21 protein-coding genes are annotated in these 22,340 nt (G+C 53.2%); 12 read left to right on the forward strand and 9 right to left on the reverse strand.

Annotated features, from left to right (window positions below; genetic code table 11):
- Positions 1-157: 157 nt before the first annotated feature.
- Entirely contained in the window at positions 158-463 is a 306-nt protein-coding gene (locus ACO0K9_RS27420; RefSeq protein WP_422990473.1) for a hypothetical protein, read from the forward strand.
- 520 nt (positions 464-983) lie between these two features.
- Here ACO0K9_RS27420 and ACO0K9_RS27425 read toward each other — a convergent pair.
- Positions 984-1,517: a PaaI family thioesterase gene (locus ACO0K9_RS27425; RefSeq protein ID WP_422990475.1), complete on the reverse strand. Its 534-nt coding sequence runs from the start codon at positions 1,515-1,517 to the stop codon at positions 984-986.
- Positions 1,517-1,954: a PaaI family thioesterase gene (locus ACO0K9_RS27430; protein WP_422990510.1), complete on the reverse strand. Its 438-nt coding sequence runs from the start codon at positions 1,952-1,954 to the stop codon at positions 1,517-1,519. Before ACO0K9_RS27430 ends, ACO0K9_RS27425 begins: the two co-directional genes overlap by 1 nt.
- 117 nt (positions 1,955-2,071) lie before the next feature.
- On the opposite strand from ACO0K9_RS27430, the gene ACO0K9_RS27435 reads away from it, so the two are divergent.
- Positions 2,072-3,097, forward strand: coding sequence for a GlxA family transcriptional regulator (locus ACO0K9_RS27435; protein WP_422990477.1), 1,026 nt, complete (start codon positions 2,072-2,074; stop codon positions 3,095-3,097).
- 94 nt (positions 3,098-3,191) lie between these two features.
- Positions 3,192-3,779 carry a PilZ domain-containing protein gene (locus tag ACO0K9_RS27440; protein WP_422990479.1) on the forward strand — a complete coding sequence of 196 codons (588 nt, stop codon included), beginning with the start codon at positions 3,192-3,194 and terminating at the stop codon, positions 3,777-3,779.
- Between the two features lie 65 nt (positions 3,780-3,844).
- Here the strand turns inward: ACO0K9_RS27440 and ACO0K9_RS27445 are convergent, their stop codons facing one another.
- Complete coding sequence (locus ACO0K9_RS27445) at positions 3,845-4,567, reverse strand: glycine-rich domain-containing protein (RefSeq protein WP_422990481.1); 723 nt, start codon at positions 4,565-4,567, stop codon at positions 3,845-3,847.
- Between the two features lie 259 nt (positions 4,568-4,826).
- Here ACO0K9_RS27445 and ACO0K9_RS27450 point away from each other — a divergent pair, with 259 nt between their 5' ends.
- The 6 genes from ACO0K9_RS27450 (at position 4,827) to ACO0K9_RS27475 (ending at position 12,058) form a co-directional block, all read left to right on the forward strand.
- Positions 4,827-6,506, forward strand: a complete 1,680-nt coding sequence (locus ACO0K9_RS27450) for a methyl-accepting chemotaxis protein (RefSeq protein ID WP_422990483.1) — start codon at positions 4,827-4,829, stop codon at positions 6,504-6,506.
- A 53-nt stretch (positions 6,507-6,559) separates the two neighbouring features.
- Entirely contained in the window at positions 6,560-7,411 is an 852-nt protein-coding gene (locus ACO0K9_RS27455; protein WP_422990485.1) for an HDOD domain-containing protein, read from the forward strand.
- 162 nt (positions 7,412-7,573) lie between these two features.
- Positions 7,574-8,554, forward strand: a complete 981-nt coding sequence (locus ACO0K9_RS27460) for an MBL fold metallo-hydrolase (RefSeq protein WP_422990487.1) — start codon at positions 7,574-7,576, stop codon at positions 8,552-8,554.
- Between the two features lie 72 nt (positions 8,555-8,626).
- Positions 8,627-9,865, forward strand: a complete 1,239-nt coding sequence (locus ACO0K9_RS27465) for a cytochrome P450 (protein WP_422990512.1) — start codon at positions 8,627-8,629, stop codon at positions 9,863-9,865.
- 56 nt (positions 9,866-9,921) lie between these two features.
- On the forward strand, positions 9,922-11,088 hold the full coding sequence (locus tag ACO0K9_RS27470; RefSeq protein ID WP_422990489.1) for an ABC transporter substrate-binding protein: 1,167 nt from the start codon (positions 9,922-9,924) through the stop codon (positions 11,086-11,088).
- Between the two features lie 67 nt (positions 11,089-11,155).
- Positions 11,156-12,058: a polysaccharide deacetylase family protein gene (locus tag ACO0K9_RS27475; protein WP_422990491.1), complete on the forward strand. Its 903-nt coding sequence runs from the start codon at positions 11,156-11,158 to the stop codon at positions 12,056-12,058.
- Between the two features lie 27 nt (positions 12,059-12,085).
- Here ACO0K9_RS27475 and ACO0K9_RS27480 read toward each other — a convergent pair whose 3' ends face one another.
- Together ACO0K9_RS27480 and ACO0K9_RS27485 are read right to left on the reverse strand one after the other, a co-directional pair.
- Positions 12,086-12,406, reverse strand: a complete 321-nt coding sequence (locus ACO0K9_RS27480; protein ID WP_422990493.1) for a DMT family transporter — start codon at positions 12,404-12,406, stop codon at positions 12,086-12,088.
- Between the two features lie 125 nt (positions 12,407-12,531).
- Positions 12,532-12,753 carry a SlyX family protein gene (locus tag ACO0K9_RS27485; protein ID WP_422990495.1) on the reverse strand — a complete coding sequence of 74 codons (222 nt, stop codon included), beginning with the start codon at positions 12,751-12,753 and terminating at the stop codon, positions 12,532-12,534.
- A 166-nt stretch (positions 12,754-12,919) separates the two neighbouring features.
- Between ACO0K9_RS27485 and ACO0K9_RS27490 the strand changes: the two genes are divergently transcribed.
- A complete protein-coding gene (locus tag ACO0K9_RS27490; protein ID WP_422990497.1) occupies positions 12,920-14,317 on the forward strand; it encodes a glycoside hydrolase family 18 protein in 1,398 nt (465 codons plus the stop codon).
- A gap of 155 nt (positions 14,318-14,472) precedes the next feature.
- On the opposite strand, the gene ACO0K9_RS27495 is transcribed toward ACO0K9_RS27490, so the two are convergent.
- From ACO0K9_RS27495 to ACO0K9_RS27505, 3 genes are all read right to left on the reverse strand, one after another.
- Entirely contained in the window at positions 14,473-15,285 is an 813-nt protein-coding gene (locus ACO0K9_RS27495) for a hypothetical protein (RefSeq protein ID WP_422990499.1), read from the reverse strand.
- A gap of 119 nt (positions 15,286-15,404) precedes the next feature.
- Complete coding sequence (locus ACO0K9_RS27500; RefSeq protein ID WP_422990501.1) at positions 15,405-16,727, reverse strand: formylglycine-generating enzyme family protein; 1,323 nt, start codon at positions 16,725-16,727, stop codon at positions 15,405-15,407.
- A 339-nt stretch (positions 16,728-17,066) separates the two neighbouring features.
- Positions 17,067-18,092 carry an alpha/beta hydrolase gene (locus ACO0K9_RS27505; RefSeq protein ID WP_422990503.1) on the reverse strand — a complete coding sequence of 342 codons (1,026 nt, stop codon included), beginning with the start codon at positions 18,090-18,092 and terminating at the stop codon, positions 17,067-17,069.
- Between the two features lie 288 nt (positions 18,093-18,380).
- Here ACO0K9_RS27505 and ACO0K9_RS27510 point away from each other — a divergent pair, with 288 nt between their 5' ends.
- On the forward strand, positions 18,381-19,439 hold the full coding sequence (locus tag ACO0K9_RS27510; RefSeq protein ID WP_422990505.1) for an HDOD domain-containing protein: 1,059 nt from the start codon (positions 18,381-18,383) through the stop codon (positions 19,437-19,439).
- A gap of 193 nt (positions 19,440-19,632) precedes the next feature.
- Here ACO0K9_RS27510 and ACO0K9_RS27515 read toward each other — a convergent pair whose 3' ends face one another.
- The gene (locus ACO0K9_RS27515; protein WP_422990507.1) at positions 19,633-19,956 is read right to left on the reverse strand and encodes a hypothetical protein; all 324 of its coding nucleotides are present in this window, start codon (positions 19,954-19,956) and stop codon (positions 19,633-19,635) included.
- A gap of 674 nt (positions 19,957-20,630) precedes the next feature.
- Here ACO0K9_RS27515 and ACO0K9_RS27520 point away from each other — a divergent pair.
- Positions 20,631-22,184 (forward strand): DUF4080 domain-containing protein, encoded by a 1,554-nt coding sequence (locus ACO0K9_RS27520; RefSeq protein WP_422990508.1) that lies wholly within the window; start codon positions 20,631-20,633, stop codon positions 22,182-22,184.
- Positions 22,185-22,340: the final 156 nt, after the last annotated feature.

Here is a 22,340-nt window from a genome sequence, read left to right on the forward strand (position 1 = left end):
AAGGCTCGTGTAGAAGAAAAGGCGTACATGAAGGCTGCTTAATTTAAATTGAGGCGACAACTACCTTGACACACACCGCTTCGCCAAAGAACGTATTCAAAGAAAGGCGACCGCAGACTCGCTCCCTTCGGGAGTGCCCATTTATGTAGCGCAAAAAATGGGAAGGTCCGAAACTCGCTACGCTCAGACACCGGACCTTCTTTTTCCATTTTCTGCACTACACAAATGGCTTCGTCCCAAGCGGATTAAAATCAAAGACAACTACAACTTAAAAATCTACAACAAAGTCAAAAGCAACTACAACCCCAACACCATGGTTGATCGATGGCATTCAAATATACGTGAATACGGTTGTGTTGACGTTGGTTTTGACTTTGTTGTTGCTCTTGATTTTTCTTTTGCTTTTGCTGTTGCAGTTGTTTTTGACGTTGTCTTTGACCTTAATCCGCTTGGGACGATGTAATTTGTGCTTCACAGAAAATGGAAAAAGAAGAGCCGATGTTTGAGCGTAGCGAGTTGCGGATCTTCCCATTTTTTGTGAAGCACAAATTATGCTGAAGCGTAGCGTAAGCACCCGAAGGGCGAGTCTGCGGTCGCCTTTCTTTGATTCCGTTCTTTGGCGAAGCAAAGAAAGGAATTCGGCCGCCGGGCCGAGACCCGGCTTGTGTCTACGAAGGGCAATCGTTTCAATCAAAGTACGGCATGCAACAAACGCAGCTGGAACGCCAGCTCGGTGGCCGCCAGCTTTCGCAGTGACGAATACGTGCTTGATAAGCCCAGTGTTGGGCTGATAAGGCGTAGCCCAACCTACGCGACTGGGGCGCCAGTCCGGTGGCCTCCCGCCTGCTCTGGAGCGACGAATTTGTGATTGCCGTTGATCGGCAGAACCCCATCCTCATCCCCTCCTTCTCCTTGAAGGAGAAGGAGTAAAATCAGCACAGCAACTGGCGCGGCAAGCTATCGTTTGGCTTGCCAAACCCCCATCAAGGCAGCGGAAACACCAGACACGTCGTCGTCGCATGCGCATAAATCCTCCCCGCTGCATCAACAATACGGCCTTCCGCCGTGCCCACCTGCTTACCCACCTGTATGACTTTACCCTCCGCCCGTACCGGCCCGGTCTTGCTGTTCATGGCACGTATCAGGTTCACCTTGATTTCCAGCGTGGTGTAACCCGTGCCCTTGGGCAGCATCGATTGCACGGCACAGCCCACGGCTGAATCCAGCAGGGTGCAGAAATAGCCACCATGCACACTGCCCAGGGGGTTGTAATGCTGTACACCGGGCGTGCCCTGAAACACGACACGGCCCGGCTCACCTTCCACCGGAATGAAATCCAGGGTCTTGCCTATCGGGGCGACCGGGTAATCGCCGTTCAAAATACCCAACAGAAAATCGATGCCGCTGACGGCTTTCAACTGGTCCAGTGTGGCGACGCCAGGTTCGGCCATGCGCGCCCGTACTTCGGCTTCGCGTGCCAGCCATTGTTGCAAGACTGCTTCCGTTTCTGTACTCATCATGCATCCTTACGGGGAAATAAAATCATTTGTGTACAACGGAACAGGGCGATGGTCTTGTCCTGGTAACTGACCACGGCATCCCAGACCTGGGTCGTGCGGCCCAGATGCACGCCCGTGGCAACCACGCTGATGGTACCTTCGCGGGCCGTGCCCAGGTGATTCGACTTCAGTTCCACCGTCGTAAAACTTTGTGCCCCAGGCGGCAGGCTGCTGATACAGCCATAACCACAGGCAGTATCGGCCAGCGTCACCACGCTGCCGGCATGCAGATAGCCATTGGGGGCCAGCAAATGCGGCTGCACCGGCAATTCTGCGGTGACACGGCCTTTTGTTACTGACAGGATGCGTATACCCAGATAGCCGGGCAAGAATGGGGCACCGAACTGGTTCAGGTGCTGCGCCTGCTCGTCGGTTTCATTGCCACCGGGGGTCATATCTGCTTCTGCTTGCATGTTCATCTTCCGTGTTGACTATTCTTACCGGACATTCTAGATATTGCAGGAAATGGTGGACAGTGTCAGTATTGACTCTTTTAATGCAGATTACGACAAATGATAGCGATCGAAGTCTGGCTTTATCCACAATGCATGGCATCTGCCGTCACTGGCCCGCTGGACGTATTTGCGGTGGCAAATGCAATTTGGGCAATAAAAAACCGGGATGATGTCGGCCCGCTGTTTACGTGGAGCCTGCGTTCCCTGGATGGCAAACCTGTCATGACGCCAGCCGGGGTCAGCCTGGTCGCGGATGGGCCTATACAGACCGACAGCCAGGCTGATGTGATCATACTGCCTGGCATTTATGTCGGTAATGGCATTGCCGGCCTGCTGGGCAATTTGCATGACATGCGTGCAGTATTCCCTATCCTGCGTGAAAAACACCGTCAGGGCACGGTACTGGCCTCGAATTGCAGTGCCACTTTTGTGCTGGCCGAAGCCGGCTTGCTGAATGGCGGCCATGCCACCACCACCTGGTGGCTGGAACGGGCTTTCAAGGCCCGTTATCCAGAGGTGCAATTGCGTCTGGCCCAGGTGTTGAATGAATATGAAAATATCCTGACCAGCGGTGCAGCCACCAGCTACCTGAACCTGGCCTACTACCTGGTCGAGAGATTTGGTGGCCAGGATGTCGCCACGGGCGTTTCCAAGACCTTGCTGATCGATGCCAACCGTGCATCACAAATGCCATATATGCAAATGCTGACCCTGACCCAGCAAGATACCCAGCCGCATGAAAACCTGTTGGTACAGCGAGCCCAGAAATGGCTGAACCAGAATCACCACCTGCCTTTCCGCCTGCCGGCACTAGCGGAACATCTGGCCGTCAGCGAGCGCACGGTCATCCGGCATTTCCACCAGACCCTGGAGACCACGCCAGCCAGCTACGCGCAGCAGATCAAGATGGACATAGCCAAACGTCTGCTGGAAAGCACGACACTGACGCTGGAACAGGTTGCCGAACGCACCGGCTACAGCGACCCCAGTTCCTTCCGCCGCCTGTTCAAGCGCCATTCGGGATTGTCACCAGCCAGTTATCGCGAACAATTCAGACCGGCGAAGCGGGTGGTCAGCACCTGAGCTACACTGGTGCAGAAGTGTGGTAAGAACCTGACCAGCGCAGGCATCATTTCCACATAGAAATGATGACTGCTTTTTTCTATATAATGCATTTATGCACAAACTACCCGGAAAAAGAAAAGTCTCTTACGGCACAGATACGGTGGCGCCAGAAAAGCCTGCCGCCTTGCTGGATAAAGACGCCGTCGTCAAAGCTCCTTTAACGCCGCCCTTTGTTGCCCAGGAACCGGCTTTTGTGGTGCCGCTTCGGGATGCAGCGCAGGCTGAAGACTCCCCTGTCTCAACCAGGCTTGTCAAATTCAATGAAGTCAAGACGCAACTGCTGCGTTCCCACAACCGTTATCTGGTGAAATGGCAAATCGCCCTGATTCATGAGTTCAGTGGCGAGAAACTGACGTATCACGGCAAGATCAATGACATTTCGGAAGACGGTCTCAGCATGTTCTGTGACTACAATGTGTTTTTTAATGGCCGGGTCAAGCTAATCATGACGATGCCACCTTTGAATACCGGTCTGCAGGCGCAAAAAATAGAAGTCGAGAGCAAGATGGTGTACACCATACTCTCGCAATTTTCTTTCCGCATCGGGCTGGAATTCTTGAACTTCCGCGATGGCGAAAAGAAAATATTAATGGACAGACTGCAAAGCAGTAATGCTGCCCTGATGCCGAACACTGCCTGACTAGCGCACTCGCTGACCAGGGCGTGTTGACCTGGTGTAATGCGGCACAGCTGCTGCTGGATGCCTCAATCTCCGCTGCTACAACCTCCGCTGCAACCGCCACTGCACCCCGAACTGTCATTACCGCTATCGCTACTGCCACTGTCGGCACTGCTGCCACTGCCACCATCATTCGTGGTGTCACCAAAATCATACGGGCCGGCACTGCCACCACCATAAAAATCGCCACCGCAATACACCGTGCCATCCGCATTGGCGCGTAACGCACTGCAATCGGGTTCATAGCGAAAACCATCGGCAATATTCCATTTGGCATCCAGCGCAAACAGCAGGGGTAAGCGGGTGGCACGACGCGGATTGATGTTTTCTTCCAGACAGGCAAACCACCAAGTGCGACGCAGGCCATCGTTATTGCGCAGATTGCTGCCCAGCACGGCGGCTGGCGTGTGGTGCATATATCGGCCAAAAGCCTTTTTACAGAATTGTTCGTAATTTTTTGTGTACAGAATAAATTCATGCCACAACTCATCCACCACCTGTGAAGGCATGGCGATATGCTTGTAACCACATTTCAGGTACACCAAGAAAAACTGCCGCAGGGCGCGAGCCAACAGATGCTGATCTTTTAAAGACAAGTCGGGGCGCTGTTTGTGTAGCCTTTCCAGCAATCCCGGTGGAAACATATAGCTGCGTATGTAATCCGCCTGGGCTGCGCGCCGCCAACGCATCCAGACAAAAAGCAGGCTCAGCGAGAGTAACAGCACCACGATAGTCATCAAGATAGGCATGTAGTGATCCTCAGAATTTAACAAAAACTTGCTGTTTTGTTGCTTTGCAACAAAACGGATATGGCATAGTATGGATACAGGGTTCGTATTTTCTGCATGACAATGTAATCAAGCTAAAACGCCCTACACCCGACCGAAGCTTATGTCACTGTTACAACAACATACCGGATTTTCTCTTCCCCAGAGTCTGATATGTTGAATCTTGAAAAATATTTTTTCTCATTTTGTAGCAAACGAAGTTCTTTCTGGGAGGTACACGATGAATTTGCGTCACTTGCGCATAGGAACCCGACTCGCTGTCGGTTTTGGCGTCATACTCGCCACCCTCATTCTCATCCTGGTCATCGACAGTATCTTCAGCGCCAGTAACCGTAAGGAAATGGTCGCTGGCCTGGAACTCTCGCACGCCAAAATCGAACTGGCCGCCAGCATGAAAAGCAGCATGCTGGAAAGCGGTATAGCGATCCGCAATATCGGCCTGCAAAGTGAAATTAGTGAAATCGACAAGCAAAAGGCTATTTCAAAAAAACAACAAAGCCGCTTTACCGAAGCACGTGACAAACTGATCGCCCTTGGCCTGAATGATGAAGAGAAAAAAATCCTGGATGCCGTTTCAGAAATGGATAAGGAAATCGACGTTCCCACCAAGGAAGCCCTGAAAATGTTGCTGGCATTCAACGGCGAAGAAGCGGTCAAGGTGATTGCCACCAAAGTTGACCCATTGCAACAAAAAGCTTTGCTGGAAATCAATAAACTGGTTGATCTGCAAAACAAGGCTGCCTCTGAACTGTCCAGCATTGCCGAAAGCAAGGGCAAACAACTGACAAGCACCCTGTTTGCGATTGGTGCCGTGATTTTATTGACCGGCGCAGGCTTCTCGGTATTTTTGACACGCAGCATCACCACGCCGCTGCGCGAAGCCGTCGTCATCGCCAAACGCGTGGCGGCCGGAGAGTTGTCTTTCCGCGAAACCACTGACGGTACCGACGAAATCAGTGAATTGCTGAATGCCCTGAAAGAAATGAATGACAACCTGCACCATATCGTCAGCGAAGTCCGTCAGGGTACCGATGCCATCGCGATTGCTGCAGTTGAAATCTCCACCGGTAATGCCGACCTGTCTTCCCGTACGGAAACCCAGGCCGGTGCACTGGAAGAAACCGCCAGCTCCATGGAAGAAATCACCGCCACCGTGAGGCACAATGCAGACAATGTCAGGCAGGCAAATGGCCTGGTGAGCTCGGCTTCCAACTTCGCCATCAAGGGTGGTGAAGAAGTCGGCAAAGTGGTCCACACCATGAATTCCATCAAGGAAAGCTCACGCAAGATTGTCGATATCATCAGTGTGATTGACGGTATCGCCTTCCAGACCAATATCCTGGCCCTGAACGCAGCAGTAGAAGCCGCGCGCGCCGGCGAACAGGGGCGCGGCTTTGCCGTGGTGGCATCCGAGGTCAGAAACCTGGCGCAGCGCAGCGCCAGTGCCGCCAAAGAAATCAAGACCCTGATCAGCGATTCGGTAGAAAAAGTCGATACCGGTGGCAAACTGGTGGATGCTGCTGGCAAAACCATGAATGAGATCGTCGCCTCGGTCAAGCATGTGGCCGATATCATGACCGAGATCAGTGCAGCCGGCCAGGAACAGACTTCAGGCATAGAAGAAGTCAATCGTGCCATCACCCAGATGGATGAAATGACACAGCAAAACGCAGCCCTGGTGGAACAGGCAGCCGCAGCGGCTGAGAGTATGGAAGAACAAGCCAATAATCTGGCACACGCTGTCACTGCCTTCAAGCTTGATGCGGCCAGCAATCATATCCGTCGCGCACAGCCGGCCAAGGCCAGCATAAGCTCTGCTGAAAATGAAAATACAGATTCCAACTTGATTATGGCAACTGCTGGTAAACTAGTCCGCGTATTAGGTTTCAATAAAAGTTAAGCGAGAGATAGAAACAGACCCTCGCTTCGGGTCTTTTCTATCTAGAAATGAATATGAACAAGTCGGAAGCATTAAAAAGCATCGTTGAACAGGCGAGTAAAGGTGATTTGGTTTTTCCGACCAATGTCAACGCATCACTCAAGATACAACAAGCCCTGGATGACCCGGACTGCGGCATAGAAACTGCGGCAAAACTGGTCATGACTGAACCACTGATGTCTGCCCGTGTGGTGGCCATCGCCAATTCCGTCGCCTACAACCGCTTTGGCGGCGGGGTCACGAATATCCGCACGGCCATCACCATACTTGGTTTCAATACCCTGCGTTCCGTCACGGCTGCCGTTGTCATGCGGCAATTAAGTGCCGCCGTATCCAACCCCGGCATCCGCGTCAAAATGGATGCCTTGTGGCGTCACTCCGCCTATGTGGCTGCGCTGGCCCACCTGATTGCCCGCAAAGTCAGCAAGGTGGATGCCGAGACCGCCCTGTTTGCCGGTATCGTGCATGAGGTCGGTGGTTTTTACCTGCTGTCGCGCGCCCAGGAATTTCCATCCTTGCTGGAAATCGACACCGCGCCAGCATCGCCGGATGCCCTGGCCGAAACCGATGAAACCTACATCGGCCGTGCCGTCCTGAATAAACTGCTGGTGCCCAAACGCGTGGTTTCAGCGGTTGAAGCGCTGTGGTATGGCATGCGCGTCATGCCACCAGAAACCCTGGGCGACACCCTGTTGCTGGCCAATGAACTGGCCGCCGTGCCCTCGCCACTGGACCCACGCTCGCCGGAAAGCATACGCCAGTCCGCCTCGGAAATTGATTTCGCCGTGGGCGAAGGGACCCTGCTTTCCATCCTCTCTGAATCGGCAGAAGATGTCGAATCCCTGACGGCGACCCTGATCAATTAGCCATCAAATTGCTGCGCACTCTCAAGCCCTTGTTTGTGCGACTCGTGTGCGACTTGTGTGTGCGACAACAGACTTCACGAAAATTCGGCATAATAGCTGCGCATCCATCTGTAGCAGGCCTGCTGTCACCTGCTGAACCCCACCCCATTCAAAGGAAAAACCATGCAATTGAAAAACTTGCTTCGTTCCGGCTTGTTCAGTTCTTCCATCCTGGCGGGCATTGCCGTGTTTGGCATACCTGCCATCAGCGCCCAGGCTGCCGCGCCCATGGCGAAAACCAATGCTCCCGGTTTTTACCGCAGCATGCTGGGTGATTTTGAAATCACAGTCTTGTCTGACGGCACGGTGCCACTGCCAGTCGATAAGCTGCTGACCAATACCACGCCAGAAAAAGTCGGCAAGGCACTCGCCAAATACCATCAACAAAGCCCGCTGGTTACTTCTTTCAATGCTTTCCTCATCAATACCGGCAGCAAGCTGATTTTGATCGATACTGGTGCCGGTGCATTCTTTGGACCAACGGTAGGCAAATTGCAGGCAAACCTGAAAGCATCCGGTTACCTGCCTGAGCAGATTGATGAAATTTACATCACCCACATGCATACCGACCATATTGGTGGCCTGGTGGATGGGGATAAAGCAGTTTTTCCGAATGCCATCGTGCGTATAGACCAGCATGATACCGATTTCTGGTTAAGCCAGGAAAACCTGGACAAAGCCAAAGCCGATGCCAAAGGCAGCTTTGAAAAAGCCATCGCCATCCTGAAGCCCTATGTACAGGCAGGCAAGCTGAAACCGTTTGAAGGCAATACGGAACTGGCACCAGGCATCAAAGCGGTAGCCGCGCATGGACATACCCCTGGCCACAGCACCTACAAAATCGAAAGCAAGGGCCAGACCCTGATGTTGTGGGGCGACCTGATGCACGTCGCTGCAGTCCAGTTTGACGACCCCACTGTCACCATACAGTTTGATAGTGACAGCAAGGCCGCGTATGCCCAAAGGCAAAAAGCCTATGCAGATGCGGCGCAACAAGGCTATCTGGTCGGTGCCGCCCACCTGGCCTTTCCTGCCTTGGGATATGTGCGCAAAGAAGGCAAAGCCTATGCCTGGACACCACTGAACTATGCACCGCTGCCATAAGCAATTGTCACCTGATTGACAGTACCCGGCAAATCGGACACAGTGCACACTCTGTCCTTTGCCGGGTTTTTCATGAATCCTGAGTATCAGAACACCCCTGCGTCGTCTCCGCTGATCAAGGATGACTTTGACCTGCGGCACCTGCCCGCCGGTTTTTACCAGAATCCCTATCCCTACTACCACGCCCTGCGTGAGCAAACCCCGGTGCGCAAGATGCCCGATGGTTCTTACCTGCTGACACGCTATGCCGACCTGGTGCACGTGTATAAAGACGCCAGGACCTTCAGCTCGGACAAGAAGCTGGAATTCAAACCGCGCTTTGGTGATTCGCTGCTGTACCAACATCACACCAATAGCCTGGTCTTTAATGACCCGCCACTACACACGCGGGTGCGTCGCCTCATCATGGGTGGCCTGACACCTGCCGCCATGGCCGACACCGAACCCGGCCTGATCAAACTGGTAGATGGCTTGCTGGACCAGATGGCGAGCAAAAGCGAAGTTGATCTGATCAGCGATTTTGCATCCGCCATACCGGTCGAGATCATCGGTAATTTGCTGGCAGTGCCGCATGCTGAACGTGAACCACTGCGTGCCTGGTCACTGGCGATACTGGGTGCACTGGAACCCGCCATCACGCCGGAATTTTTTGCCTGTGCCAATCAATGTGTCGCTGAATTTTTAACCTATCTGAAACAACTGGTGGCACAGCGCCGGCTGCACCCGGGTGACCCCAAAACCGATATGCTGACACGCCTGATAGAGGGTGAAGCCAATGGTGAAAAACTGACTGAAACCGAACTCTTGCAAAACTGTATTTTCTTGCTGAATGCCGGACATGAAACCACCACCAACCTGATAGGCAATGGCCTGGTCGCCTTGCAGGAATGGCCTGATCAAAAAGCCCGCCTGATCGCCCAGCCAGAAATGATCAACAGCGCCATCGAAGAATTTTTGCGTTTTGAAAGTTCCAACCAGTTGGGCAATCGCATGACGACGATGGATACGCAAATCGGCGACACCGACATTGCCGCCGGCAGCCGCATCAGCCTGTGCATCGGCGCGGCCAACCGTGACCCTTTGCAATTCCCTGATCCTGACCAACTCGACCTCAGCCGCAGCCCGAATCGCCATCTGGCTTTTGCTTCCGGCATACATCAATGTGCCGGCATGTTTTTGGCGCGGCTGGAAGGCAGGGTGGCCATTGCCCGCCTGCTGGCTCGCTTCCCGGATTATGCATTGAGCGCCACACCCGTCCGAGGTGGGCGCGCACGCTTTCGCGGATTTTTATCTGTGCCTTGCAAGTTGTAAAATGACGATCACAGCAAAATGCACAACAAAACTCACAACAAAAATACGGAGACAACATGAAAACAAAAACCACACTCAAAAAGACTGTGCTGGCACTTGCGGCAGCGCTGCTCGGCACCAGCTTTGGTGCACAGGCACAAATCAGGATAGGCGTGACCATTTCATCGACAGGACCGGCGGCCTCGCTGGGTATACCCGAAAAAAATGCGATTGCCATGCTGCCCAAGGAAATCGCTGGCAAGAAAGTCGAGTACATCGTCCTTGACGACGCCTCCGACACCACGCAAACCGTGACCAATACCCGCAAGCTGATCTCGGAAGAAAAAGTCGATGCCATCATCGGTTCCACCACGACACCGAATTCGCTCGCCATGCTGGGTGTCATTGGCGAAGGCAAGACACCCGCCATCAGCCTGGCATCCAGCAACCGCATCATTGAACCCATGGATGCCAATCGTGCCTGGATGTTCAAGACCCCGCAGACCGATACCATGATGGCGATCGCCATTGCCGAAGACATGAGCAAGAAGGGCGTCAAGACCATGGGCTTCATCGGTTTTTCTGATGCGCTGGGTGAAGCCTTCCTGGTCGAAGTGACGAAATATGCTGAACTGAAAAAGATCAGGGTGGTGGCCACAGAACGCTACAGCCGCAATGACAATAGCGTCGTCGGCCAGGTCTTGAAACTGATCTCCAGCAACCCGGATGCCATCGTCATCGGTGCCTCTGGCACGCCTGCCGCCCTGCCACCCAAAACACTGGCCGAACGCGGCTACAAGGGCCGCATCTATCATAACCACGGCGTCGCCAACAGCGACTTTCTGCGCGTCTGTGGTAAAGACTGCGATGCCACCTATCTGCCTACCGGCCCGGTCATGGTGGCCAGGCAACTGGCCGATAGCAGCCCCGTTAAAAAAGCCGCGCTGGATTTTTCCAACAAATTTGAAGCCACCTATGGCGCAGGCAGCCTGGCCGCCTTCGCCTCTTACGCCTGGGATGCCGGTTTGCTGCTGCAACAGGCCATCCCCGTGGCCTTGAAGAAAGCCACCCCCGGCACTGCCGAATTCCGCTCTGCCTTGCGTGACGCCCTCGAAGCCACCCAGGGTCTGGCCACCACCAATGGTGTCGTCAACATGAGCAAGACCGACCACCTGGGCCTGGACCAGAGAGCACGCGTAATGGTGCAGATCAAAGCTGGAAAATGGGTATATCAAGCTGAATAGTGCTGACCAGCCGGAACAGAATACCGTGCACTGCACAAGCATGCTGACTCATCTATAAGAAATCTCTATGAAAACTGTTTTGACTATGCTGGCACTGCTGATCAGCTTCAGCTTCGCCACCCCGGCGCGGGCCGCCGACACTTTCGATATCGCCATCACCGTGGACGACTTGCCGGCACACGGCAAGCTACCGCTTGGGATGACCAGGTCAGGCATTGCCGAATCCCATATCAAGACCCTCAAGGCACACGGCGTGACAGAAGCCTTTGGCTTTGTGAATGCCGCTGGACTAGGTAATGATGCAGACAACGCGGCTGTGCTTGATAGCTGGCGGCAGGCTGGCTACCCACTGGGCAACCACACCTACAGTCACATGAACCTGGACCAGGCAAGCACACTGGAAGCCTGGCAGGCCGATGTGATCGCCGGCGAACCCGCAGTCGCAAGCAGGATGGAAGGGCTGTTCTGGCGTTACCTGCGCTTCCCCTACCTGTCCGTCGGTAGCGCCCGGCGCGACGATGCCTTCGCCTTCCTGCGCGATCGCGGTTATAAAATCGCCGACGTCAGCATCGGCTTCAGCGACTGGGACTATACCGATGCCTATGCACGCTGCGTGGGCAAGAGTGACGTCGCCAGCATAGAGCGCATGAAAGTCAAGTACCTGCAAGACGTCGATACCGGCATCGCCAACATGAAAGAGAATTCCCGGCGCGTGTTCGGCCGCGTCATCCCGCAAGTGCTGCTGACCCATATCGGCGGCTGGAGCGCTGTCACGCTGCCCAACGTACTGACCCGGCTGGAAGCCGCCGGTGGCCGTTATGTAACACTGGCCCAGGCCCAGGCCGACCCCGCCTACGCGGAACCAGGCGGTGGCAGCCTGATCAGCCGCAACGCGTGGAAAAACAATATCAAGCTTGTCGCCGATACATCCGCCGAGCCGACGCTGGATCTCAAATCCATCTGCAAATAGGCAGGCGATGAGATTCCCTGAAGCACGCTATGGTGTTGAAGATATTTTCATCAACACCAGCCCGGCCACGATAAGTACAGCAGCACAGACGCGCGTGAAATTCAGTTGCTCACCCAAAAACGCAACGCCAGCGATGAACGTGCCTATGGCGCCGATGCCGGTCCAGATGGTGTACGCCGTACCCAGTGGGAGGCTGCGCATAGACAGTGCCAGCAAGACAAAACTGACGATCATGCCAACGATAGTCACTGCAGAGGGAAGTAATTTTGTGAAGCCATCCGATTGCTTCATAGCGAAAGCCCAGACGACTTCAAAGAGTCCGGCAACGACCAATAATATCCAAGCCATGATGGCTCTCCTTGCAAAGAGCCGGGCCGTCCCGGACATTCATTCCCAAAGCGGGGAAGGTCGTTCCTTCTGATGAAATCTGGATAGGTCAACAGACCCTGTCCGATACGTAAGCTACACCACCCTCAATAATGCGGCGGCCTTTCATCCACCACCGCAGTCCGCTGGCTGGCAGCCACAGCCACTTCGCGCAGGCGAGCTGCCATTGCGGTACACAGGGCCTCCAGTTCATCAATTTTCTTTTGCTGCCTGTAGACCTGGGTATTCAGGGTATCCACCAGATCATCCTGACGTGTCAGGCGTATCTCCAGGTCGATCAATCTTTCTTCGGTTGCGGTGTGTGTCATGATGCGGTTTTCCTTCAAAGTAGGCAGACAGTATGCCATACCAGTCTGGTATTATAGTGGACTGGTATGCTCCCCGCATGAGCCAACAAGGGGAAGTGGTATGCCCAGATAGACAACAGACCAAAAACCTGTTGACCCATGTCACCTGTGCTTGCATGCTGTCGTCATGGATACTACACCCCGCCTCCTCACCTCACCTATGCTTCGCGGCCTGCTGGGCATGTTGATGTTGTGCGCCAGCGTCCAGGCAGCCGAAGTTAAAAAGCCTGCTGCAAAACCTGTCGTCATCGCTTATTACCTGCTGGAAAAAGACCAGATCAACAGCTATGCCGATGGCAAGACTGAATTTCCGGTATCTGCCATCACGCCAGAAAAGGCGCGCATGCTGACACATATCAATTACTCTTTCCTGAATATCAGCGCAGAAGGGCAATGCGCGCTGGAACAGGGCACCAATCCACAAATGGCGCGCCAGGTCTTTGATGAATTGCAGGGCCTGAAAAAACACAATGCTGATTTGCGCATCCTGTTTTCCATCGGTGGCTGGTCATACACCAATGATGATAGTGAAACCGTGGGGCGCTACCGTACTGCTGCTGCCAACAGCAAGGCCAGGAAAAAAATGGCACAGTCCTGTATTGCCTTCATGCGTGAATATGGTTTCGATGGCATAGACATAGACTGGGAATATCCACGTGCAGAAGACAGCGCCAATTTTGTGGAATTGCTCAAGGAAATCCGCCAGCAACTGAAGCAGGAAAAGCATGCCGGCAAACCCGCGTATCAACTGACCATCGCGGCGGCTGGCGGTGCCTTCAATATGGCCCGCACCTACCAGTATTTGCCGCAGATTGCTGCCCAGCTCGATTACATCAATCTGATGACCTATGATTTGAATGGCCCGTGGGAACATCTGACCAATCACAATGCCCACCTGTACGGCAATGCTGGCGAACATATGTTTGAAAACCCCTTGCGCGAATTGCCCTTCAAACCGGCACCCGGCAAGAAAGTGCTGGAACAACGCTTTCCCTCACCATTTGCGCTGACCGTGGATGCGGCTGTCCAGCAATACCTGCATGCCGGCGTACCTGCTGCCAAACTGGTGCTGGGCTTGCCATTCTATGGCCGCGCCTTCTTCCAGGTCGGGCCGGACCAGCAAGGCTTGCATCAGCCGCATGCGACGCCATCCGGCGACGCGTATGTTGGCGACCCCGGCTTGCTGATAGGCTGCGACGCCTGCACCGCGCGCAAAGACCCACGCATAGTCAGTTATGCCGAGATCAAGAAGCTGCTGTCATCACCATTGGGATACCGAAGCTATTTCGGTGCTGACACCAAAGTGCCGTGGATATATAACGCCGATAAGAAAATCTTCATCAGCTATGACAATGAAGAATCCTTTGTCTACAAAGTCACTTACCTGAAAAAATACGGGCTGGCCGGGGCCATGTTCTGGCACCTGGGGCAGGACGATGAACAGGGTAGCCTCTTGCGCAGTTTATACCAGCACCTGAATCCAGAAACCAGCTTGCAGGGTGGAGTGCGGTATATTTCAAAATAGCTGGAAGAATCAGATTACAACCGAAAAAACACTTCCCTCTGGATTAAGTATTTGAAAATATAATTTTCAGAACCCTGTTTCCGAACTGACGTTTGCACCATCCAATACTATTTTCTTTATATTTTATTCCACGGATCTGTCTTGAATTTTTTTCGTCAGGCGCAGCCGTAAAGTCCAGTTCGAGCGGTTCGCTTGAAAGTTTGAGAACCGGACTGGCTCTTTTTCCCTAGCCACAAGTCATATCCCCAAACTTCATTACCGGTCCAACTCACAATAATATCCAATAAACCATCACCGTTCAAATCACCTGCCCACACCGGCGTATATTGATAGTCGGGTGAATCCCCAAGATTTTTCGGTAGGGATATATTTTTTTGTTTCATAAAACTGCTGCCACCGTCATCAAGCGATGATGTCAGTTTCACTACTCCATCAAAGATATAAAATTCACCAATACCACCCCACTCAAGCCAATTCCATGACTTACCAGCAAAACTGATTTTTCGCTCCGAATAAAATTTCGCGCTGTGCAGCAACAGTCGAATGGAGGCAGGCACAACGGTACCAACATTGACGCCGGCATTAGCTTCTATAAAAAATAGCGCCTTGCCAGAACGGGGTATCAATTTCCCAGATTTTAGAAATCTGGTTTCAACTATTTTGGGTGACAAAGAATCAACCAATGCATACCATTCGGCATTAGCTTCTATAAAATATTGCGCCTTGTCAGAACGAGGCATCAATTTCTCAGATTTTAGAAATCTGGTTTCAACTATTTTGGGTGACGAAGAGTCAACCAATGCATACCATTTCTTGCTTCGATCAGCCTGATAATCGTAAACGGCCTCTTCTGGCTTTTCTGAACAACCCATTACTGCGCCTGGCGCAAATATCTTTGCCCCAAAACAGACCGTGTGAGTAAAAACCATACTTGCCGCAGCAACGATATAACACCATTGTTTTTTCATGATGACATCATACCGTACATAAAAATTCTTGGACAAACCTTGCTGCATCTTGGTGCTTGTCAGAAATATCCCGAGTATCACTATTCGTGTCCGTATGCGGTACGGACCGTTTCTATGCCCTATTTCGACCTGGCAGCAATCCGGAACCCCACCGAATGATAAGCGCCCGCCGCGCTGCGTCCTTCACCGCGCCCGGTGGATTTGCCACTGTTTGAAGTCGCATACCATGAGCCACCCTTGACCACGTTAACACTGGTGCCTGCCTCTGCACCGTTGGATGCCAGGTTCAGGGTGCTGGTCCATTCAAAGGCATTCCCAGCCATGTCATAACAACCGCACCAGCTTTTGCCACCTTCATAGGTACCTGCCGGGGTGGTATATCCACCATACAGATTCACCAGCGTGCGAAACTGATCGGTGTTGGCAAAATCTGCCCAGGTGCTATTTGCCGACGAATCATATTGCCAGCCGGTGACGCCACCGCTGGTATTCATGCTCAAGACTTTGCTCAGCAGGGCCGTGTCATTCGTCAACGCCGTACTGCCATCACTGAGTGTAGTCACCACCGTGTCGTTGTAATAGCTGACGGTGGCAAAGGCGCTTGAATTCAACACATACTGGCTGCAGACCGCATTGCAGTTATACACTGTCGACAAGGCACCGGTACTGCTGTTGTACGTGATGTTGGCATTGGCACCCCAGGGGAAACTGTAACTCGTATTATTACCCAGCGCAGCGTATTCCCATTCACCCTCGGTAGGCACATAAAAATGATAGCCAGGTATCTGGGTTTCCAGCCATGCGCAGTAGGCATTTGCTGCCGTCAGCGACACAAACAATACCGGATGCTGTTCCTTGCCTGCGGGGTAGCTGCCGGCATACCAGTATTGGCCAGCGGTCTTGGCCGTGCTGGGATAATAGCTGCTGCCCTGGGCATTGCAGAATGCCTTCCAGTTGGCATTGCTGACCAGATATTTCCCCATCAGGTAAGGCCTGAGTATGGCAATGCTGCTGGTGTCGCTCATCACGCCGGTCACCGGGTCGGTGGTAGAACTGGTGGTGGACGTGTGGAAGTTATAGGCAACCGTGCCGCTTGCAATCACGGTGACAAATTCGGCCATGGAAGGCAGGCTGGCCGTCGTGCTGGTACCCGCCGTACGCCAGCTCCAGGGATCGGTTGTGACGCTGGTTGAGCCAGTGCTAGTGCCGGTGGTGGTACCAGTGGTAGTACCCGTCGTGGTCCCCGTTGTTGTACCGGTCGTGGTGCCAGTGGTGGTTGTGCCCGTCGTGGTGCTTGAAGTAGCGGCAGCGCTGCTGGCCGAACCACCGCCACAGGCAGTCAGCAATTCAGCCGGGGTCAGCATGCCCAGGGCCATCCATAGCAAGCGGCGACGTGATTCCATGGTGGTGGATGTGCGAGAAACTGGTAGCGGTTTGTGCATGTTTTTTCCCCTTCGTGCTTATCGTTTTTTTACCCAGTAGTCATGCAAACGGCACGAAAAAAACAGCGCAACATGAACTGGAATTGGATGTAAATACTATCCCTTTGTAAAACCGCGGCGGCGGGATTTACCCAGATTTACATCTGTTACGGCAAGCAAAAGAGCAAAAGGCCAGGCTAAGAAACTGTTTACGATCTGTAGCGAGCGAACGTGCGTGTATCAGCGGGGTAAGGGTAACAAAAACGCAGCGCAAAAAGCGGAATGTACTCTAAGTACATGAGCATTTTGAGCAGCACATGAGCCCCGATCACGCATGCGCAGCAAGATCGTAAACAGGTTCTACGGCAAAGAGCTATCCACCTCTTTCAGGAACTTATCCACTGCAGCCGTATAGGCGTTCTCCAGCCCCAGGTTTTTATTGATATCGGCATGGCTCAGGCCTTGCGGCAGCGTCTGGGCCAGCATGCCCAGGGATTTCGCTTTAGTGACAAAGGCTTCAGCCTGCGCGCAAGGTTTGTCTGGTCTGATGCTGGAACAAACCGCCAGGAAAGGTGCAGCCGCCTGCTTCAACAACAGGCTGGGTGAAACTGCCTGCCAATAGGCAGGGTCGCTGCCAAAGGCGTCGTCATAAAAGCGGTAATGCTTTCGTTCCATGATCTGCTTGACGTTATAGGCAGCACTATCGAGGGAAATCGTGGCCAGCCAGGGACTGGCACCCGCTTTGCTGGCAATTGCAGGATTACTGGCCAGCACCGATACCAGATGCGCTCCGGCAGAATGCCCCATGAGAATGAATTTGCTGCGGCTGCCACCCCATTCTGCTGCCCGCCCCTGCGCCATGGCCAGGGCGCGGGCAACTTCATCGGCCTGTTCCAGCGGCCTGGTATCTGGCAGCATGCGGTAATTGATGGAGATAAACACATAGGCTTTCGGCAACCAGTGCGCTGCCTTGTTTTCAACCACCCCGCGTGCGGTCTTGTTGCCCACCTTCCAGGCGCCACCATGCACCATCACTATGACCGGCATATCCAGGTGAGCAATCACTGCGGCTGGCAGGTACACATCCAGGGTCTGCCGCTGGTCGCTGCCATAGGCGATATCACGCAAGACCCGGGTGCCTGGTGGCAAACCAGCAACACTGATGTTTGTTGTATCGGCGTCACTCATCTCATTCTGGTCACCGTCAGACTTGGCATTCTGCGCAGCTTTCTGTTCTTGTTTCTCTTGCCGCCGCTCCATGATTTTGTCACGCAGGCTACCGGCTGCGGCAGGCACTGGCACGGCGCTGATGCCCATGGCGGCGTAAACCGCCACTAGCAACAGCTTTTTCTGATGATGGGTAAATACCTTGAGAAATAAGGGCATTTTTGGAGCTCCGTGAATATTCAGACTGACATGGAAGGATGAAAAGCTTAATCTTATGGAAGATGCCAAAGTTTGTCCCTGTTGCGTATGCAACAAAATGTATGTAAACACATGAATGTTTACCAAAAGAAACATGTAAGATAGATGCCGCAATCCCATATACAGGCACACACATATAAACACACGGTCGGCATCACGCCCGGATAGGAGAATTCCAGACATGTTCCAGCCCTGCCTCTTTGCCAAGGAAAGTCACCGCGCTATCGCCCGCGGCCAGGAGCTTGCATCATGCTAGGGCTGGCTATGGTTAAACGCCTGTTTGGCCTGACAGCGGGTTCTGGCAGGGCATCTGGCAAGGGCGAAGCCCGGCATGCCGGAGCATTTGCCTTAGGCGTTGCTGCCAGGATGGACGCTGGCGCAGAAGACGCCCTCGATGATCTGGACTGGAAACCGGCATTTGATGTCGATTCGCGCTTTTTTCCGTGGCTGCTGGGTGAATACGGCAAACAATTCGGACACGAGCTGGAAAAACCCCTGCTGCTGACGCTGGAAAGAGTATGCCGGTCTGAATTTGCCGGTTCCAGCCTGATCCCGCGTGTGCCCAGTGTCTTGCCGCAATTGCTGAAAAGCCTGCGCGATGAAAATGTGTCCGGTGATGAACTGGCCAGGCACATTGCCAAAGACGTGTCGCTGGTTGCCGAACTGATCACCGAAGTCAACAGTTCCTATTACAGCCCCAGCGACAAGATCAGCAGCCTCGACAATGCAATACGCCTGCTGGGTATCAATGGCCTGCGCATGCTGGTGGCACGCTCAGCTTTCCGGCCACTGATACAACTGCAGTCTGGCCTGTTGACCAAACACGTGGCCCCGGCTGTCTGGCAGCAATCCGAGTATTGTGCACTGGCCTGCCGCCTGCTGGCGCAGGAAAGAGGGCTGGATAGTTTTCACGCCTATCTGGCCGGCTTGCTGCAAAACGTGGGATTGATCATTGCCTTCCGCACCATGGACCAAAGCATGAAGTATCAGCGTATGCCAGTGTCCACAGAATTCAGGCTGCGCTTTTTGCACATGGCACAATCGCTGTCATTTCGCATGGCCCAGCAATGGGATTTCCCCGATGCTGTGGTGGCGGCCCTGCAAGCGCAGACCAATGCCGACAGCACCTGCCTGCAAGGCCTGGGCCTGGTCGTCAGACAGGCGAGCGACCTCAGCAAGATACGCCTGCTGGTGAATAATGGCGTCATCAACCAGCAAGACAAGGAATTGCAATGGACGGCCGCCAACCACATACAAGGCTGTTTTGCAGCATTGCGATTGCAGCAGCGAGATGACGGGACTGCGTGACAAGACTGCACGACGGCGCTACTTGAATTTCGCAAACCCATTTTCAAAACAAATATCTCCGTTATCCCCGTTTACCGGCATCGAAGAACTTTGTTTTAAAAACGGGCCACTACATCACAAAAACAGCGCGGGTCCGGTTCAGCTTATCTGCATCATGCAGCACATCTTTCCAGTACAGGAAACGCATTACCTGTCAGCCTTGAACATGACGACGGGCTGGAGTTTTTTCAGCCAGTTGTGAACGTTCAAACTGGTCTTCCCTGTCCATTACCAATTTCTGTTCTGCAGTCAATCTTTTGGCGCTGATCATTACAACATGGGCAGGATCTTGCTCAGTATCAAAAGCGATTTTCTGTTCTTCACTCATGCGTTTTGCAACGATGGTGACACTTTGCAAGGCAGCGCTGTCTTGTGCCTGCACCTGGGTGAATGCAGAGCCGATTGCCAGTACGCCAGTGACCAGTGCGGTAGACAGAATCAAGCCGTTTTTCATGGTGTTTGTGATGGTGTTTTTCATTTCGTTTGCCTCTTCAGTGGTTGGTTGATGTGTGTACTGTAGAGCTTGCCTTGTCAATCTGCGAGGCCCATGCGACGAAATGCAGAAATCGGAGATTGAAGTGCAAAAAAAGCATCCCAAAGTATTTTTCAGCGCACAGGAAATTCAGAAAAAACGCTGATGCTGGGCCCACAGAAACCAAAAACGGGCGATACAGTCAGGGGTCGGCGCCTACAAAAAATGTCGTAACCGTGCCTGCTGCAAGCAATCATTATCTGTATCACGGAGCAGGCTGAAGACCGCACTGACAGCGGCATTAGTCATCATCATCGGGAATATAAAATTCATGCGACATTCACAATTCAAATAACATACATCCAAATACGTGATTGGATTGGCAATTATTGATCTTTTATGATGACACTGTATTCATTTACATAAGGAAACACATCATGTTGACCATCATTGTCTTTGCTCAATTAATCGCCACCATCGTCATGCTGACTGTCGCCCTGACAGACTGATCTGTGCTGCGCTTGAATTATCTTCGGCAGGCCATTTTTATTTGTCTTGACCCTCTTGCATCAATAGCCCGCCAGGCGACAGCACAGGCTGCCTGCATAGGCTACTGAGACACAGGCACCGGCTGTACTACAGCGTACAATAGCGCTTTTAGTTGCTGCGCCTTTTGTACCATGACCATCCTACTCACCACCCTGAATGCCCGCTACGCCCACGCGTCACTGGGCTTGCGCTATCTGCTCGCCAACATGGGTGACTTGCAGCCCATCACCCAGATACAGGAATTTGTCATAGGCGCACGCAGCACGGATGTCGTCGAAAAAATCCTGGCACACCGCCAGCCCGGCAAAAAATTCATCGTCGGCTTTGGTGTGTATATCTGGAACGTGGTCGAGACCACCCAGATTGTCGCCGTACTGAAGCGTGTGGCCCCTGATGTTGTGGTCGTGCTGGGTGGCCCCGAAGTGTCCTATGAAACCACCGAACAGGACATCGTCCGGCTGGCAGATTATGTCATCACCGGCTGGGGCGATGTCAGCTTCCCTTCACTGTGTCAGCAAATCCTGGCCGGCCCCAAACCGCTGATGAAAGTACATGCTGGCCTGCAACCGCCCATGGCCGACATACAACTGCCTTACCGTCTGTATAGTGACCAGGATATCCGTCATCGCACCTTGTACGTCGAAGCCTCGCGCGGTTGCCCGTTCAAATGCGAATTCTGCCTGTCAGCACTGGACAAGACCGCCTGGCCCTTTGATATCGACCTGTTTTTGCAGGAGATGGAAAGCCTGTACCAGCGCGGGGCACGCCTGTTCAAATTTGTTGACCGCACCTTCAACCTGAACATCAAGACCAGCCTGAAGATCATGCAATTCTTCCTCGACAAGCTGGAAGCAGCACCGCATGATCCGGTGTTTGCCCACTTTGAAGTCGTGCCCGATCATTTGCCGGATGCCTTGAAGGAAGGCATACAGAAATTCCCCGAAGGCAGCCTGCAATTTGAAATCGGCATACAAAGTTTCAACCCGGAAGTGCAAGCCCTGATCAGCCGCAAACAGAATAATGAAAAAGCCGCAGAGAATATACGCTGGTTGTGCCAGCATTCGCACGCGCATCTGCATGTGGATTTAATTGCCGGCCTGCCTGGCGAAAGCATGGAAAGCTTTGCCCAGGGCTTTAATCGACTAGTGGAACTTGGCCCGCACGAGATACAATTCGGTATCCTGAAACGCCTGCGTGGCACACCTATTATCCGCCATACCGAAGCCTTTGAACTGGCCTTTGATCCGCAACCGCCGTACACCATCCTGGCGAATAAAAACATCCTCTTTGCCGACATGCAAAGACTGGTGCGCTTCGCCCGCTACTGGGACATGATTGCCAATTCGGGCCGGTTTTCCCATACCCTGCCACAGATACTGGCGGACGCTCCGTTTGAACATTTCATGGCCCTGTCCGACTGGCTGTATGCCAACACCGACGCCACCCACCGCATCGCCCTAGACCGCCTGGCAAGCCTGGTCAGCAAATGGATGCAAGAAGTACGCGGCGTCAGCGCAGAAGCCATGCAAGCAGCCATCTCCAGCGACTACGCCGGACAAGCCATGCACAAGCAGGGCGGCAACAAAACCGATGCGTCAGCACCGGTCAGGCAGTCAAAGAAAGAGGCGGGGAAAGAAGCCGCACGCGCACTGCCGCAAAGACAGGCACGGCATCTGGCAGCCTGATTTTAGGTGCTTTGGTTTTTTGGACTGAACGGTGTGTGTCAAGGTAGTTGTCGCCTCAATTTAAATTAAGCAGCCTTCATGTACGCCTTTTCTTCTACACGAGCCTTCTCTGGATTGAGATAGACGCTGTCCCCCAGTGACCAGTTCCGTGTTTCT

The sequence above is a fragment of the Undibacterium sp. Ji50W genome, from assembly GCF_049340445.1.
In the GTDB taxonomy this organism is placed as follows: domain Bacteria; phylum Pseudomonadota; class Gammaproteobacteria; order Burkholderiales; family Burkholderiaceae_D; genus Undibacterium.

Coding starts and splice junctions, on each gene's coding strand:
- ACO0K9_RS27420 (WP_422990473.1), top strand. CDS start 158: ATGGGAAGGTCCGAAACTCGCTACGCTCAGACACCGGACCTTCTTTTT.
- ACO0K9_RS27425 (WP_422990475.1), bottom strand. CDS start 1,517: ATGAGTACAGAAACGGAAGCAGTCTTGCAACAATGGCTGGCACGCGAA.
- ACO0K9_RS27430 (WP_422990510.1), bottom strand. CDS start 1,954: ATGACCCCCGGTGGCAATGAAACCGACGAGCAGGCGCAGCACCTGAAC.
- ACO0K9_RS27435 (WP_422990477.1), top strand. CDS start 2,072: ATGATAGCGATCGAAGTCTGGCTTTATCCACAATGCATGGCATCTGCC.
- ACO0K9_RS27440 (WP_422990479.1), top strand. CDS start 3,192: ATGCACAAACTACCCGGAAAAAGAAAAGTCTCTTACGGCACAGATACG.
- ACO0K9_RS27445 (WP_422990481.1), bottom strand. CDS start 4,567: ATGCCTATCTTGATGACTATCGTGGTGCTGTTACTCTCGCTGAGCCTG.
- ACO0K9_RS27450 (WP_422990483.1), top strand. CDS start 4,827: ATGAATTTGCGTCACTTGCGCATAGGAACCCGACTCGCTGTCGGTTTT.
- ACO0K9_RS27455 (WP_422990485.1), top strand. CDS start 6,560: ATGAACAAGTCGGAAGCATTAAAAAGCATCGTTGAACAGGCGAGTAAA.
- ACO0K9_RS27460 (WP_422990487.1), top strand. CDS start 7,574: ATGCAATTGAAAAACTTGCTTCGTTCCGGCTTGTTCAGTTCTTCCATC.
- ACO0K9_RS27465 (WP_422990512.1), top strand. CDS start 8,627: ATGAATCCTGAGTATCAGAACACCCCTGCGTCGTCTCCGCTGATCAAG.
- ACO0K9_RS27470 (WP_422990489.1), top strand. CDS start 9,922: ATGAAAACAAAAACCACACTCAAAAAGACTGTGCTGGCACTTGCGGCA.
- ACO0K9_RS27475 (WP_422990491.1), top strand. CDS start 11,156: ATGAAAACTGTTTTGACTATGCTGGCACTGCTGATCAGCTTCAGCTTC.
- ACO0K9_RS27480 (WP_422990493.1), bottom strand. CDS start 12,406: ATGGCTTGGATATTATTGGTCGTTGCCGGACTCTTTGAAGTCGTCTGG.
- ACO0K9_RS27485 (WP_422990495.1), bottom strand. CDS start 12,753: ATGACACACACCGCAACCGAAGAAAGATTGATCGACCTGGAGATACGC.
- ACO0K9_RS27490 (WP_422990497.1), top strand. CDS start 12,920: ATGGATACTACACCCCGCCTCCTCACCTCACCTATGCTTCGCGGCCTG.
- ACO0K9_RS27495 (WP_422990499.1), bottom strand. CDS start 15,285: ATGAAAAAACAATGGTGTTATATCGTTGCTGCGGCAAGTATGGTTTTT.
- ACO0K9_RS27500 (WP_422990501.1), bottom strand. CDS start 16,727: ATGCACAAACCGCTACCAGTTTCTCGCACATCCACCACCATGGAATCA.
- ACO0K9_RS27505 (WP_422990503.1), bottom strand. CDS start 18,092: ATGCCCTTATTTCTCAAGGTATTTACCCATCATCAGAAAAAGCTGTTG.
- ACO0K9_RS27510 (WP_422990505.1), top strand. CDS start 18,381: ATGCTAGGGCTGGCTATGGTTAAACGCCTGTTTGGCCTGACAGCGGGT.
- ACO0K9_RS27515 (WP_422990507.1), bottom strand. CDS start 19,956: ATGAAAAACACCATCACAAACACCATGAAAAACGGCTTGATTCTGTCT.
- ACO0K9_RS27520 (WP_422990508.1), top strand. CDS start 20,631: ATGACCATCCTACTCACCACCCTGAATGCCCGCTACGCCCACGCGTCA.